This is a genomic window from Paenibacillus sp. B-A-8 (assembly GCF_048572915.1).
GTDB lineage: Bacteria > Bacillota > Bacilli > Paenibacillales > Paenibacillaceae > Paenibacillus_AQ.
Genome location: NZ_CP183882.1, coordinates 3,419,763 through 3,434,371 on the forward strand (window position 1 = coordinate 3,419,763; position 14,609 = coordinate 3,434,371).

At 39.2% G+C, this 14,609-nt stretch carries 9 protein-coding genes and 1 pseudogene; 8 read left to right on the plus strand and 2 right to left on the minus strand.

Annotated features, from left to right (window positions below):
- Positions 1 to 165 precede the first annotated feature (165 nt).
- The 4 genes from ACN6MV_RS15105 to ACN6MV_RS15120 all read left to right on the plus strand — a co-directional run bounded on the left by ACN6MV_RS15105 (position 166) and on the right by ACN6MV_RS15120 (position 8,633).
- Positions 166 to 4,293, plus strand: coding sequence for a DUF6923 family protein (locus ACN6MV_RS15105; protein ID WP_419886692.1), 4,128 nt, complete (start codon positions 166 to 168; stop codon positions 4,291 to 4,293).
- A 320-nt stretch (positions 4,294 to 4,613) separates the two neighbouring features.
- Complete coding sequence (locus tag ACN6MV_RS15110; RefSeq protein WP_375102949.1) at positions 4,614 to 4,943, plus strand: ArsR/SmtB family transcription factor; 330 nt, start codon at positions 4,614 to 4,616, stop codon at positions 4,941 to 4,943.
- Positions 4,943 to 5,359, plus strand: coding sequence for an SRPBCC family protein (locus ACN6MV_RS15115; RefSeq protein WP_042127759.1), 417 nt, complete (start codon positions 4,943 to 4,945; stop codon positions 5,357 to 5,359). The genes ACN6MV_RS15110 and ACN6MV_RS15115 overlap by 1 nt, the downstream gene beginning before the upstream one ends.
- Before the next feature lie 103 nt (positions 5,360 to 5,462).
- Positions 5,463 to 8,633, plus strand: a complete 3,171-nt coding sequence (locus ACN6MV_RS15120; protein ID WP_419886693.1) for an ATP-binding cassette domain-containing protein — start codon at positions 5,463 to 5,465, stop codon at positions 8,631 to 8,633.
- Between the two features lie 57 nt (positions 8,634 to 8,690).
- Here ACN6MV_RS15120 and ACN6MV_RS15125 read toward each other — a convergent pair whose 3' ends face one another.
- Complete coding sequence (locus tag ACN6MV_RS15125) at positions 8,691 to 9,239, minus strand: TetR/AcrR family transcriptional regulator (protein WP_419886694.1); 549 nt, start codon at positions 9,237 to 9,239, stop codon at positions 8,691 to 8,693.
- A 182-nt stretch (positions 9,240 to 9,421) separates the two neighbouring features.
- Between ACN6MV_RS15125 and ACN6MV_RS15130 the strand changes: the two genes are divergently transcribed.
- The 3 genes and pseudogenes from ACN6MV_RS15130 (at position 9,422) to ACN6MV_RS15140 (ending at position 12,186) form a co-directional block, all read left to right on the plus strand.
- Complete coding sequence (locus ACN6MV_RS15130) at positions 9,422 to 10,582, plus strand: MFS transporter (RefSeq protein WP_419886695.1); 1,161 nt, start codon at positions 9,422 to 9,424, stop codon at positions 10,580 to 10,582.
- Positions 10,583 to 10,729: 147 nt separating this feature from the next.
- Positions 10,730 to 11,022, plus strand: a pseudogene (locus ACN6MV_RS15135) (aldo/keto reductase); the annotation flags it as partial.
- A 237-nt stretch (positions 11,023 to 11,259) separates the two neighbouring features.
- Positions 11,260 to 12,186 (plus strand): VanZ family protein, encoded by a 927-nt coding sequence (locus ACN6MV_RS15140; RefSeq protein ID WP_419886763.1) that lies wholly within the window; start codon positions 11,260 to 11,262, stop codon positions 12,184 to 12,186.
- 48 nt (positions 12,187 to 12,234) lie between these two features.
- Here the strand turns inward: ACN6MV_RS15140 and ACN6MV_RS15145 are convergent, their stop codons facing one another.
- Positions 12,235 to 13,269 carry a PocR ligand-binding domain-containing protein gene (locus ACN6MV_RS15145; protein WP_419886764.1) on the minus strand — a complete coding sequence of 345 codons (1,035 nt, stop codon included), beginning with the start codon at positions 13,267 to 13,269 and terminating at the stop codon, positions 12,235 to 12,237.
- Between the two features lie 202 nt (positions 13,270 to 13,471).
- Here ACN6MV_RS15145 and ACN6MV_RS15150 point away from each other — a divergent pair, with 202 nt between their 5' ends.
- Positions 13,472 to 14,608, plus strand: coding sequence for a glycerol dehydrogenase (locus ACN6MV_RS15150; protein WP_042127767.1), 1,137 nt, complete (start codon positions 13,472 to 13,474; stop codon positions 14,606 to 14,608).
- Position 14,609 lies beyond the last annotated feature (1 nt).

Below are 14,609 nucleotides of genomic sequence, written 5' to 3' on the forward strand. Positions count from 1 at the left end.
TTAGAGTAGAGTACAATTACCCAGATTGTGCGTTAGCCCTCACCCACTAATAGTCATTTGCGTATTACTAATACGAACAAAATGGTTACTAAATTTTCAATAATAGATGTATGTCATTTAAGTATGCAATTGAAAATGTTCAGTTGAGGAAGGAGATTAAGCTATATGGCTGCAACCATTACTGGAACAGTGTTTAATGATTTAAATCATAATGGGCAGTTTAATCCTGGTGAACCCGGGATTCCGAATGTTAGTGTTGTTCTATATAGTAATTCGTGTGGAACCTGTGTTTCTACGCTAACGAATGTCAATGGAGTTTATAGTTTTCCAATTACCGTTGCGGGAAGTTATTTCGTTTATGAGACGGTTACAGATTCGGGTGCTTCTTGTCCGCCAACTACTTTTTCGCAGCCAAGTGGATTTACAATGTCAAATGGGCCAAGAAAACTGACCGTAACCATTACAAAGTCTCAAATCAGCAATAATGCAACTGTAGCCAATCAGAACTTTAGCCATGATACTACAAATAATCCCTTAAGCTGTAATACAACAATGATTCAATTTGCAGGAAGACCTTCCGTTTGGTATTACCTCAATGTTGTAACAGGTGCAACCGTTATTCAAGGAACGGTTAGTCCACCTGTAGATATAAATGCAATCGGATATAATCCACTGGATAACTATATTTATGGATATGATCAGCTTAATAATAATCTCGTTCGAGTAGATAACAGTGGAAACGTCACTACATTATTTCCACTGCCACCCGGATTTCCCTCCGACAGCTATACCACCGGAACCTTTGATTTGAATGGTTTCTTTTATATTTTTGTTAATAAAGAATCTCGATTTTATGTAATTGATCTCCGGCCAAACGCTTCTACTTATTTGAAGCTGGTAAACCCAGCCAATGAATTTTCCGAGCAAACCAGCAACTTTGGCGTTCCCTTGAGCTCGGCTCTAAATGTCAGCGGCTGGGTTTATAATAGCTCGGATAGTCGTCTATATGGCATCACACCAACAGGTTTGATGGAAAGAGTAAATCCTGCTACGGGTGCGATTACAAATTTAACGACAACCCCACGTAGCGCTGGACCGTTCGGAGCAGCGGCGATCGATTTTAACCATAATATTTATGCAATTTCTAATAGTACGGGTAATATCTATCGATACACCATCGTTGGCAACACGGCTACGGCAACCCTATTCTCTAACACGGCAACTACTTCATTTAATGATGCTACCTTATGTCCTCAAGCTGTAATTAATTTGGACGTTAGTGACACTTCAGATACTGTAGCAGGAAATGGACTTGTCCTCGGGACACAAATAACATCAGAGCTCGACGCGGATCAGAATTCTACTGTAACGGGTGACGATATTTCGAAGGGGATTCAGATCGATGGACTTTCAGTTCCTCTCACAACACTTTCGGTAAGTGCCACCAGTTACACACTTCTTGCAACAGTGACCAATACAATCGGAAGTACAGCTAACTTATACGGATGGCTAGACTTTAACACAAACGGCATCTTTCAAGGTAATGAAGCGGCTCCGGTTCAGGTGGTATCTTCCCGGCCCGGAACACAAATTGTACCGTTAACCTTTACATTACCCCCTGGAGTAATTCTGGCGCCTACGCAAACTTTTGTCAGACTCAAATTTACGACGGATACGCTAGTGAACCAAAATATATCTCCGACAGCAGTGGATACAAGAAGCTTGGGAGCGGCATCTGACGGAGAGGTAGAAGATCATATTCTTGAGGTTAATAACATAGCAGATTTATTGGTAGACAAATCGAATACTCCTATTCCTGTTTTTCCGGGTCAAGAGCTGGAGTACTACATTAAAGTTATAAATAACGGACCGGATGCCGCTTTAAATGTTTTGTTAACCGATCTGATTCCACCGGAAGTCCTTAATCCAGAATACAGTCTAAACGGGGGAGCAACTTTCCTAGCATGGACTGGAAGCATAGGCTTGGGAACATTGCCAGCAAATGAATCCATTCCAGTTCTGATACGCGGGACGGTTAGCGATACTGCAGTGGGGACGATTATCAACACGGCAATCATTAGCAGTACTACTGAAGCCCCGGATCCAATAAATAACACATCGACTTCCTTTGCAACGGTGAATCAATCAGCAGATGTATCCGTAATCGAATTAGCAGATCCAACACTTGCCGTCCCAGGAGATTTATTGACATATTCGATCATTGTGTCAAATGCTGGACCATCATTAGCAGAGAATGTAATGTTAGTCGATGCCGTACCAAGTCAAATGACGAATCCAGAATTCTCTGTAGATGGAGGCATTACCTTTAATCCGTGGGACGGTTCTTATAACATAGGAACATTAATCAACGGGAATACAGTTATAATAATACTTCAAGGAATAGTATCTCATTCATCCGTTGGAACGATTATTAATACAACAGCGATTAATTCCACAACACCCGATCCTGAACTGTCTAATAACACTTCGACATCCGTTACTCCGATTATGAATTTGGCTGATCTTACCGTTGAGAAAACAGTAATCTCTTCTTCAGTCACCGCAGATCAAGTACTTACTCCCACTATTTTTACGGCCATTGCAGAACCTTCTAATGCGGAAAATGTTACCTTAACGGAGGGGAGGACAACAAACCCTTCTGCAGTTTCGCCGAATATCAAAGAAGCTGACCCGGATCTGTTCAATACTGTGAGCGTTACTAATGACGACCCATCGGATACCGAGGGGGTTATGTTAATCGATGCTGATCCTAGTAAAATCATTAACCCGGAACGCTCTAAAGAGTCTGTTACAGGAAACATTACGAATACGGTGATCGAAAGTTTAACTGCACCAGATCCAGATTCAACGAACAACACGTCAAGGACCGGTGCCCCAGTGAATGCATCATCGGATCTTTCTATCGTTAAAACAACGAGCTCGAGTACCGTTATTTCAGGACAATTGCTCACCTATAACTTGCTGGTAACGAATGAAGGTCCATCTGATGCTGATAATGTGGTAGTTACAAATAGTGTGCCAAATCAGCTTATCAACGTAGAGTTTTCAATCGATGGAGGAAGGGCCTTTAATCCATGGTCGGGTTCCTATACGATCGGCACATTGGGAAACAGCTTTGGACTTACAATAATTATTCGAGGGACAGTTATCAATGAAGCGGTGGATACAATTACAAATACCGCAATCGTTAGCTCGACAACACCAGACCCGGATCCAACGAACAACACGTCAACCATCGTTATCCCGGTAAATGCATCTTCCGAGCTCTCTTTCGTTAAAATATCGAATGCGAATTCATCAGATTTAAATCTATCGAATAACACATCAACAATCAGTACTCCAATCAACATTTCGGCGGATCTTTCAGTTGTAAAAACAGCGAGTCCAAATCCCGTAGCTCCCGGCCAACCCCTCACGTATACCGTTGTCGTGTCTAACACTGGACCGTCCAACGCTGAGAATGTAACTTTAATTGATGCGGTGTCTAATGTGCTTTCAAACGTAGAATTTTCTACGAATGAAGGAACGACCTTCGCTCCTTGGGGCGGCTCCTTGAGTATAGGCGCATTGTCAAATGGCGCTTCCAATACGATATTAATTAGAGGCATCGTGAACACTTTCTCTAGTGGACCAGTATCCAATACGGCAATCGTAAGTACCACAACAACGGATCTAAATCCTGCTAATAATACATCAACGGTTACGGTCAATATTATCGGAACAGCGAATGTATCCATTGTCAAATTTGGATGTGCGGACCGAGCTTGCCCGGGTCAGTTGATCAGCTATACATTAGTAGTATCTAATGCAGGACCTTCGAATGCAGAAAATGTAACTTTAACAGATATTGTTTCAAGTATGCTTAGAAATGTCGAGTTCTCTACGAATGGTGGATTGAACTATTCACCTTGGAGCGGTTCTTACGCATTAGGAACACTGGCTAACGGATCATCAGTCACGGTTATAATTAGAGGGAAAATAAGCTCTTTCGCAGAGGATATGATCTCTAATACGGCAACAGTGAGTGCATCAACACCAGATCCGGTACCAACCAATAATTCCTCGACATTCGTTATTCATATTCAGAAAGGCGAAGAATGCCAAAAGTGCGGTAAAGATCATAAATGTGATTCATGTAAAAACATCCGTAAACCTCACAAAATAAAGAGATGTAAAAAATGTACGAAAACTCATAAATGCGATAAATGCAGAAGAGCAGCGCAGAAACGAAAAAATCGTTCTCGAAAGGCTTTAAAATTGAAACGTAAATAATTAGAAGCGGGTACCCCATGATGGAGGTATCCGCTTATTTGTGTGTCTAATCTATTTATAGCGTTTAAGGGTAAATTGAAAGATCGTTCCCTTTCCTTCATGGATTGAATCTAACAAAACATTGTGGCATAAAAATATCATCCTCATTGAGATATCGAATCTTAATCAGATAAGTAAAAGAACTGTTAATGGAAGGAATAGGAATCTTGACACGACACCATTTGGTGTCCTATAATCAAATAGACACCAAATGGTGTCCAATTACGTGCTGATGAAGTATAATCAGTAACACTACAGGTAATATTACGGAAAAGGTGGGGGTGGTTTTGAACGATAATAGTCAAGTGAGAGATGTATATGACGCAGTTGCAGATCCAACAAGGCGAAAATTACTTCAAATCTTGGCTGATGTTGATGAAATACCCCTACATGAAATCACGATTCATTTTGAAATGGGTCGTACAGCAGTTTCTAAGCACTTGTCTATTCTTAAAGATGCTAATCTTGTAGTTGCTCGAAAGGTTGGTAGAGAAACGAGGTATCGTTTGAATGCCAATCCATTAAAAGAAATTCGGGATTGGGTATCTTTTTACGAAGGCTTCTGGAAAGAAAGAATCGATAAACTAAAACTTTTATTGGAGGAAGAATAATGAAACCGGATGTATCCTTAGATTATCAATTTACAAGCTCCATCGAGAAGGTATGGAACGCTTTGACGGATTCAGATACACTTGCGAAATGGATTTGGAGCAATGACTTTAAGCCAGTCGTAGGGCATAAATTTCAATTTCGTGCAGAGCCAAATGAATGGTGGGATGGTATTGTAGATTGCGAGGTTCTCGTTGTAGATGAGCCACATACATTATCCTATACTTGGCATAGTGCTGGAGAAGGTACAACAGTTACTTGGACTTTGAGCAAAGAGGAAGATGGTAAGGTTCATCTGCACCTTGCTCAATCTGGATTTAGTGAGGAGACCAAAGCTCGCCAAGGCGCTATCGAGGGAGCTAAATATGCTTGGGCGAATATGGGCAGTCAGCTTGAAAAAGTTTTAGCAGAACTGTAATTTCAAGAATAGGGCGCTTTTCTGAAACACGGAAAGTGCCCTTTTTAATGGGATAAATCATGGCAATACTACATGAAGAGAATGGAGATGAGATGATACCACTATGAAAATAAACCGATTAATTGCGAACAATATTAATAAGTTAGATGCAGTACTACCAGTAGATCAATCCCTAGGGATTGCTGGTTTGTCCGGTTCTGGTAAAACTACTTTTTGTCAAACCATCGGTGAAGAATCCAAGAAGCGTCTCGTTTCTTTATTGCCAAAGGCAGAATATCAGTATTTATTCCCTAACATTATGGAAACTAATTTCAGTGCGATCCAGATGGAAGAAATGCCGCTTGTACTTTTTCTAGGGAGATCATCCATTTCTTCTAATCCTCGATCAACTATTGGCACACATACGGGTGTGTTTACAGAGATTCGTGTTGCGATTGCTGAACAATATAACCTATCACCAGAGGTTTTTTCATTTAATAATGAACTAGGCTGGTGTCCAGATTGTAAAGGTCGAGGAACTACTAAAAATATCGAATGTAAAAAGTGTAAGGGGAAGCGCTATAATCAAGAAACTGAACAATACAAAATGAAGTTATTGAATCAAGACATGAGTATTTCTGATATCAACGATTTAAGTGTCGAAACCATTTTATCTCTAGCAGAAGTGCTGAACATTAGTGAAGGTAAACAAAACATTCTAAAAAACATTATCCATATGAATATTGGTTATTTAACCTTAAATCGGATTATGGGTACTTTGTCAGGTGGAGAGTTAACACGACTTTACTTAGCTGAATTTATGGCAACCAGTGAAAACACCGTAATTATCATAGATGAAATCTCTGTGGGTCTGGATCACCAAACCCTTTTGAAAATATTAGAACAGATTAAACAATTAGGCTTTAAGAATCAAATTTGGCTTATTGATCATTCGGACACGGTATTAGACATAACGGACGATCAATTGTTCTTCGGACCAGGTAGTGGGAAATATGGCGGGAAAATCGTTGAAGAATCACCACGTCCTGCGCCGATCAATGGGGAGGTAAATCAGGCTACACCCACTGAATACTATCATTTTCATGATCTTTTCTGTCGTAATATTCAAATGGCTGAAATTCAGATCCCCCGAAATAGACTTGTAACATTCACTGGTGAATCTGGATGTGGTAAGTCTACACTGGTCAATGAGTGTATGTCCAAAGATTTTGTTACGCGATATCCCAAAGATAAGCTGGTCATTGTGGGGCAAGATCGAAACCAATCGATTACCAGTCGGTCGACCGTTGCAACTTTTCTAGATATTAAAAGAAAACTCACTAAATACAGTGAAGAGATTGATGATATTTTTCAGCGCTCGATTGAAGATATTATTGATGAATTGCCAAATGAAGACATTGCTCATAAACGCTTAAGTTTATTGATCAAGCTAGGCCTTGGTTATTTGACGTTGGAAAGAAAAACACAGTCTTTATCAACAGGTGAATTTCAATGTGTCCATTTAGTTTCTGAGCTATTCGCGGGTTCAAGAAATCCGAATACGCTATTCATCTTTGACGAGCCTTCCAAAGGGTTATCACAAAATATTCTAAATCAATTCATTGATAGCATTAGAGTTATTCTTCAAGATGAAACTGTATCCATTATGATGATTGAACATAACTCGTATATGCTGGAAAACTCTGATTTTATCGTTGATTTTGGCAAAAGACAGCTTGAACCCGTGGAGCATCTCGATGTTGTCAGCCATGAAGAATATTATCGTCAACACAACAATGAAACGCCTGTCGCTCCATTGCAGATTTCTTCAACACTGCGTCAAGAAAATGGTGTTAACTACTTAAAAGATGATCAAATTGCCTATTTTAAAAATGCTGATAATATCTATAAAGGCGGCATCTTAAAAAGCTTATCCTCTATGGCGCGTTTGATTTATGGTGAATACGAATCGGATACCATTGCACCTGTCATCGCTATTGATCTAGAACGCCACTTATATAGTCAATATACTTTTCTGTATGAGATTGGTGGCTTGATTAACCATATTGTAACGGCGCATCCCACCAATAAAGATACGAGTAGCTTCGATTTCTATTATCAAGACAATCATTGTCCATGCTGTAAGGGACGTCGAGTCGTTGAAAAGTTTGATTTTGAAGTTGTCCTTCAGGACAAAAATGTACCGTTTTGGGAGGGCTTATTGCATCCAGATGCAATGGATATCCTAAAATTCTATCAATTCCCCAAAATAAAATTCATCTTTGAAGAGATTAAGAATGAACTCGGACATGATCTCGGCAAAAGTTATAATGAGATGACGGATGCAGAAAAGCATACTTTTTGGTACGGGTATTGGGAAAAGTCATTTTATGATAAGGCAAGCAAAGCAACGAGGACTTGGGAAGGCTTTAATTACATCATTGGGAACTACATGGTGATATCGAAGGCGATTATTAAAGAGCATATCAAACAATCTAAAATAATGATTACCTGTCCAATCTGTCAAGGAACCGTACTTAATCATCATAAGAAGCTAAAGTTTGGTGACACGGATATTCGTGAGATCATTGGACAGCCTCTCGAACAAGTGATTAGAACTGTTGGTGAATTACCGGCACTCCAAAAAATGAAAGCCATTGTCGGCGGCGATATGCTTCTGACAGAGGAAGTCTCTCTTTTACCATGGGAAACACAAGTTGCTCTGAAAATGCTTGAACTAGAGCTGGCAAGCTTTGCACACTATGAAATGGTGTTGCAAAATGCTTTGCCTTTCTGGGGAATAATTAGCAATAGTATAGAATCCATCAGCATAAATAATCGAATCACCATTTGTGATTTTGACAATATCACCGAAACAAGAGAAAACATCATTGATAAGTATTTCACGAATGGAAAATACAAAAAGCTGACCTATGTTTATGAAGCGTTTGGTTACAAAAAACTGGTCACTCTAATTAATAAGATAAAAGCTAGTCAACCATGTCCATTCTGTAAAGGAAAGAAAGTTATATCAGAAGATGGACTCCACGATGGCGTTTATAAGTTAACGATTCCATGTGTTAGTTGTTATGCAAGTGGAATTAATGATGAGGGCCGGAAGGAAACCGTTGAAGGTATTAATGTTCAGACCTGGCTAACAGGCAATGTAAGTGATGTTGTGTCTGAAGGCTCAAATATTGGAGCAGTGGCAGATATTCCAATTTTCAATCGTATTCGTGAGTTGAACAAACAAGAAATGTTGGCCGTTTATCAATATCTTGAAGAAAATAATTAATAAAAGCCCAACTTCTCTATTGGTTTACGGAGAAGTTGGGCTTTTGGGTTTAGAAACTTAGGATAGGTTATTATCCAATAAAATTTCCAATTGTTTTTCCATAACGTCAGGTGGATAAGGCATTTGGTTTGTAAACCACCATTCCACGATCCCTACATACGCTGGTGCAATAAACTGAAGAATAACGTCTTCGTATAACCCCTGTTTTTTCCCCTCTGACATCTCCCATTCACTCTTGATATCCTCGATGACAAACTCAAGAAACCGACTCCGAAAGAAGGGAGCTCCTTTACTAGATAACATCGCTGAAAAAAATAAATAATTATGTTCGAAATATTCAAACCAGGTCAACTTACGATGTGCTGAGCTTATTTCCGATTCTGAACTGCAGGATTCTCTAAGTTCATTGATATGTTCCTCAATTAACTTATCTAATAAATCATATTTATCCTCGTAATGCAGATAGATTGTTCTTCGACTAACATCCGCTCTGTCAGAAATATCTTTTAGCGTTATAGCATCGAATTTTTTTTCAGACATCAGTTCAGTCATTGCTTTTTTTATGGCTGCCTGAGATTTAAGAATTCTTCTATCAACCTTTGTCACGTAGAGTCACCAAACTTTCTTGCAGATAATAAACAGATCAAAGCAATGTGTGAATTATTACACGGATCACGGATATTTGCTAATTGAAGAAACTTAACTCATCAATAATAATACACATGAGAGTAATAATTCACCAGCGTTTACTTTCGAGCATAAAAAATATATATAGGTAAGGGGTTAATATGGCAAAACAAAATCATTTGTATTTACTTATTCTAGTTATAGGAGTCTTCGGCATCCTAACAACTGAAATGGGGGTAATAGGAATGTTACCTCAAATAGCAGATAACTATCATGTTTCAGTGTCCAAAGCAGGGCTGTTAGTTAGTCTCTTTGCACTTGCTGTTTCGATTGCTGGTCCTACGATGCCGTTATTATTCTCAAGTTTAAACCGGAAAAAAGTCATGTTGCTTGTACTTGGTATTTTTATTCTTGGGAATATCATTTCCATTTTCACATCAAACTTTAATGTGCTGTTAATTGCTCGTGTGATTCCAGCCTTTTTTCATCCAGTTTATTGTTCGTTGGCTTTGATAGTAGCTGCTACTTCAGTCAGTAAGGAAGAAGCTCCAAAAGCTGTTTCTAAAGTCATGTTCGGCGTGACAGGAGGTATGGTTCTTGGTGTACCCATCACTAATTATATTGCTAGTCAAAGTTCTGTAGATATGGCGATGTTATTCTTTACAATCGTAAACGCCCTAGTATTCATAGCGACGTTATTATTTGTACCCTCTATGCCAGTGAAGGAAAGGCTTTCATACGGATCTCAAATAAGCGTATTAAAAAAGCCGATGGTTTGGTTAGCCATTATTGCGGTCGTACTTATTGGATCAGCAACAGCTAGTGTTAATAGTTACATCGCAGAGTATCTGGAGACCATTACACATATTTCAGGGAAGACGTTAAGCTTAGTGTTATTGTTATATGGTTTAGCCAGCTTGGTCGGAAACTTTGCAGGGGGAAGATTACTCTTTAAAAATGCGATAAGAACAGTCATAACATTTCCAATTATATTAGGAATCATTTATCTATTATCATTAGTAACGGGTTCGTCCACAGGACCTATGATCATAACAGTTTTGTTATGGGGTTTGTTCTATGCAATAGGTAATCTGATCAGTCAATACTGGATTACATCCGCAGTTCCAGAGGCCCCTGATTTTGCTAATGGGTTGTTCCTATCCTGTGGGAACTTAGGAATAACCATAGGTACAGCAGTGGGCGGATTATTTATATCAGGAATGGGTACACAGTACATCGTTATAGGAGGAGCGTTATTTTTGGCATTGAGTTTATTCACGATTTTTCTGAGAATTTACTTTTTTAATCCTGCTAAGCAGTAGTTAAGACAGCCATTAGAACAAGAAAAATGAATCGAGTCCATAGACCCGATGCATTATTTTATAATTGTTCATAAAGCTTCCCATCAACGGGTTTATATCCTGGGGCAATAGCTAATTTCCCGATAGGTGGGTTGTTCATCTGCCACTCCTTTTGCAGAAGGAAGAAACAATCTTTTTCAAAATGAAGTATTAATTTCAATCGCTGAAAAACATCAGAAATCCGTTGCTCAAGTAGTTTTACGTTGGTTAACCCAAAGAGGTGTGATTGCCATTCCAAAATCTACTAATAAAAGACGAATCATCGAAACTTTAATATTTTTGACTTCAAATTAAACCAAGAAGATTTGGAAAGAATAGCTGCGTTAGATACGAAACAGAGTGTATTCTTTTCGCATAACGACCCCCAAATCGTAGAAGAGCTTGCTAAACATAAATTTTGATATTTAATGCTCATATAGCACGTCAAGGGATGTTCCAAAAGCCATGAAAAGGCTGCTGGGGCACCCTTTTTTTGACCTAATCTAACCCCTTGCGATATGAAGTTGTTTTGATACAGTGATGTCTTATTATTGAAATAAGCTTTGAATGACTAAATCGTCACCTTCTGTGTCACTGGAAAGTCACTTTGGAGAGCTATACTGATTCCATCGACATATGGAAGGAATTGTGAAGTGATTATGGGAGTTAAATTGCGCAAAATTCTTGTTATTGGAACTAATTTGTATACGCTTTTGATCATATATTTTTTGTTTCTTGCTTTCAATAGAGTAGAGCATGCAACAAGCCAGTATGGATACACGTTTATGTTGATTCCAGAAAATGTTCCACTTCGTTTTCCCAATCTCACTGACCTATCCTTTTCTTGGATTTATAACTTTGGGAACATCGCTGCCTTTATTCCTTTTGGCGTATTATTTCCCTTGTTGTATCGTACTCATTTTAAAAAGTTTATTTGTTTGTTTATCTTAACGATTTTTGTGTTGGAGACTCTTCAAGCTTTAACTTTTTTAGGTTCCTTTGATGTAGATGATGTCATTTCCAATACGTTAGGAGCAATGATCGGATTTTGCGCCTATAAGATAGGATTTATTTCAAAAATCACTTGGAAATCACTTATTAAATCGGCTTTAACTGTTGTTGTTCTATTGATTGGAATCATGGGAATCTCTGAGATCATTGATGTAACTCTAGAGAAAAGTGAAAGACCTATACAGGGATTACAAACACTGAAACAACTTACTGGAAGTATGCCCATCACGCATGATCTTCCCAGCTTCACTATTGCAGGTGAAAAAATCCCACCAAAATTGAACTTGTATAACAGTGAGGGGAAAGAAATTAAAGAATACAAATACACTTTGGATGATAAAAAAGAGGTGTTGCTATATTACAACTTCGGTTTCCCTGATCATGTTGATTCTAATAGTGAACTCATTATTGCAGTTGATGGTAACGTAATGCTTCAATCGACTGAACAATATAGTCCACAAGCTGAGCTTATAAATACAGCGTTAGTTACCGTAAGCGAAATAACCATTACCCTCAAAGGGAATGTGAAGCTATGGGATGTAGGATTCAGTGAAATGAAACACTGGTGGGAATGAGGAGTTAACCCTTCGTTAATTTTATTAACGGAGGGTTTGTTTTGCTGATCAACTCATATACATATTCCGGTATACAGCAGGGGTGAGGTTTTCGAACCGTTTGAATGTTTTAATAAAATAACCAGTATCACAAAATCCTAAATCATCGCTCACTTGATTAATAGGTGCGTCTGTGGTTTCCAGCAACTGCTTGGCCCATTCAATTTTGAGCCTAGCAACGAAGAGGGAGAAGTTCTCACCTGTTTCTTTTGTAAATATGCGACTGAAATAACTAGGGCTGATATGACAAAGCTTGGCCATTTCTTTTAGGCTGAAATTTTCATTTTTGTGAGCATAGATGTAATCGAACGCAGGCTGAAGCACTGAATTTGTAGAGATGAACCTTTGAGCCCCATTTTTCAATTTGGTCTGGATGAGCGCCCCTGACAGTTCTTGCTGGATAGATTGGATTTTGCGATACGCACGGTCTGTCTCGTCAAAGGTTTCTGCTGAAGCAGTTGTGTCAATATTTGAGGTCAGCACTCTTTTGTACAAATCAACTGTGGTACGTTTCTGAATGGCTTCTTCTACGATATAGGTGCTCAACTGAAGCAGCAGATCAACGCACTTCGTTACTTCATCATAGGATAAGACAGGGAGTGCATCATAATCCTCTTTGAGCGAATTAAACTTCTTGTTCGCCTCAACATTAGGTGGCCTAGATACAATCTGCTCCAGATGTGACACGTCAGGTTCACGAAGCTTAAGCTGTCCGGCCATAATTGCACCCAAATATTGATCGTCAATAATAATTGGAATGGCAATATCGATAATGTTGAAATGGCATAAGTAAATATAAGGCTTGTTCTGGCGAACAGCTTCAATGCCGGCACGAGCATCACATTTTTGACAGTACTGAGAGAGGTTAGAATCCTGACGCACGCCTTGACAGAATGGCTGACAGAAGCTGTGCTTAGTCACAGGAACACCTTTATAATCAACGGTAAGGATGGCCATTTTAGTAACAAGTGATAAGGAGTCCTGCAATTTCTCCCATTTCTTCAAATCAATAATTTCTTCTAAATTAAAGCGAGATTTGGGCATCATGATATTCTCCTAGGAAAGTTATAGAAACATAATGAACATTATAGCGAATTTATGCACAAAAGGACAAGATAATACAATTTCTAAAAGAGTGGACAAAAAAACATGATAAGAAAACGCTTTATTTAGACCTTATTGTTTCATGCATATCGAAATTGAGCAATCTATAATAATAACTATATACAACCTAGGAGGAATGAAAATGAGAAGAGCGTTTATCAGTCCGACGAAATATGTGCAAGGTGAGAATGAACTTTTGAATTTAGGTTATTTTGTAAAAACCTTCGGTGATTCTGCACTGCTCATTGCACATCCAGATGATGTTACACGTGTGAAAGATAAATTGGAATCCACTAAACAGAAATTTAATATAACGCTTGTTGAAAGCGGCTTCCATGGGGAATGCTCTAGACAAGAGGTTGCAAGATTGCAGGCTCTAGCCAAGGAACATCAATGTGCATGTACGATTGGTTTGGGTGGAGGTAAGGCGATCGATACAGCAAAATGCGTAGCAGAGGGAGAAGCGCTGATTATCGTTCCGACAATAGCAGCCACGGATGCACCCACAAGCCACTCTGCAGTACTCTATACCCCAGAAGGCGAATTCGATGATTATGCTTATTTCAAGCAAAGTCCAAGTGTAGTCATGATCGATACAACAGTCATTGCCAAAGCGCCAACAAGATTTCTTGTTGCTGGGATGGGAGATGCACTGTCCACTTATTTCGAAGCAAGAGCTACCGCGAATTCTTACTCCAATGTGAATGCGGGATTACCTTGCGGGGTTCGTGAAGGTGTTTGTGGGGAAGCTAAAGGAACAATAACAGCGCTAGGTCTTGCTAGACTGTGCTATGACACTTTGCTTGAAAATGGATTCAAGGCAAAGCAGGCCTGCGATTTGAATATTGTAACACCAGCCTTAGAGAATATCATTGAAACGAATATTTTATTATCGGGACTGGGCTTTGAAAGTGGAGGCTTGGCAGCGATTCATGCGATTCATAATGGTTTAACAGCATTAGAGGGTACGCATCATTATTATCATGGTGAGAAGGTAGCCTTCAGTACAATTGCTCAATTGGTGCTTGAAAATGCGGACCGTACGGAATTAAGAGAAGTATTGGACTTCTGTCTGTCGATTGGTCTTCCAGTGTGCTTAGAAGATATCGGAGTAGAGCATGTAACTTACGAAGAACTTCTTGAGGTTGCTAAAAAAGCTTGTATTGCTGAGGAATCCATTCATTCTATGCCGTTCCCAATTACGGAGGAGGCGGTAGCATCGGCGATTATGGCTGCTGACCAACTAGGCCGTCAATATAAACTAAGTAAGGAGCTTTAAG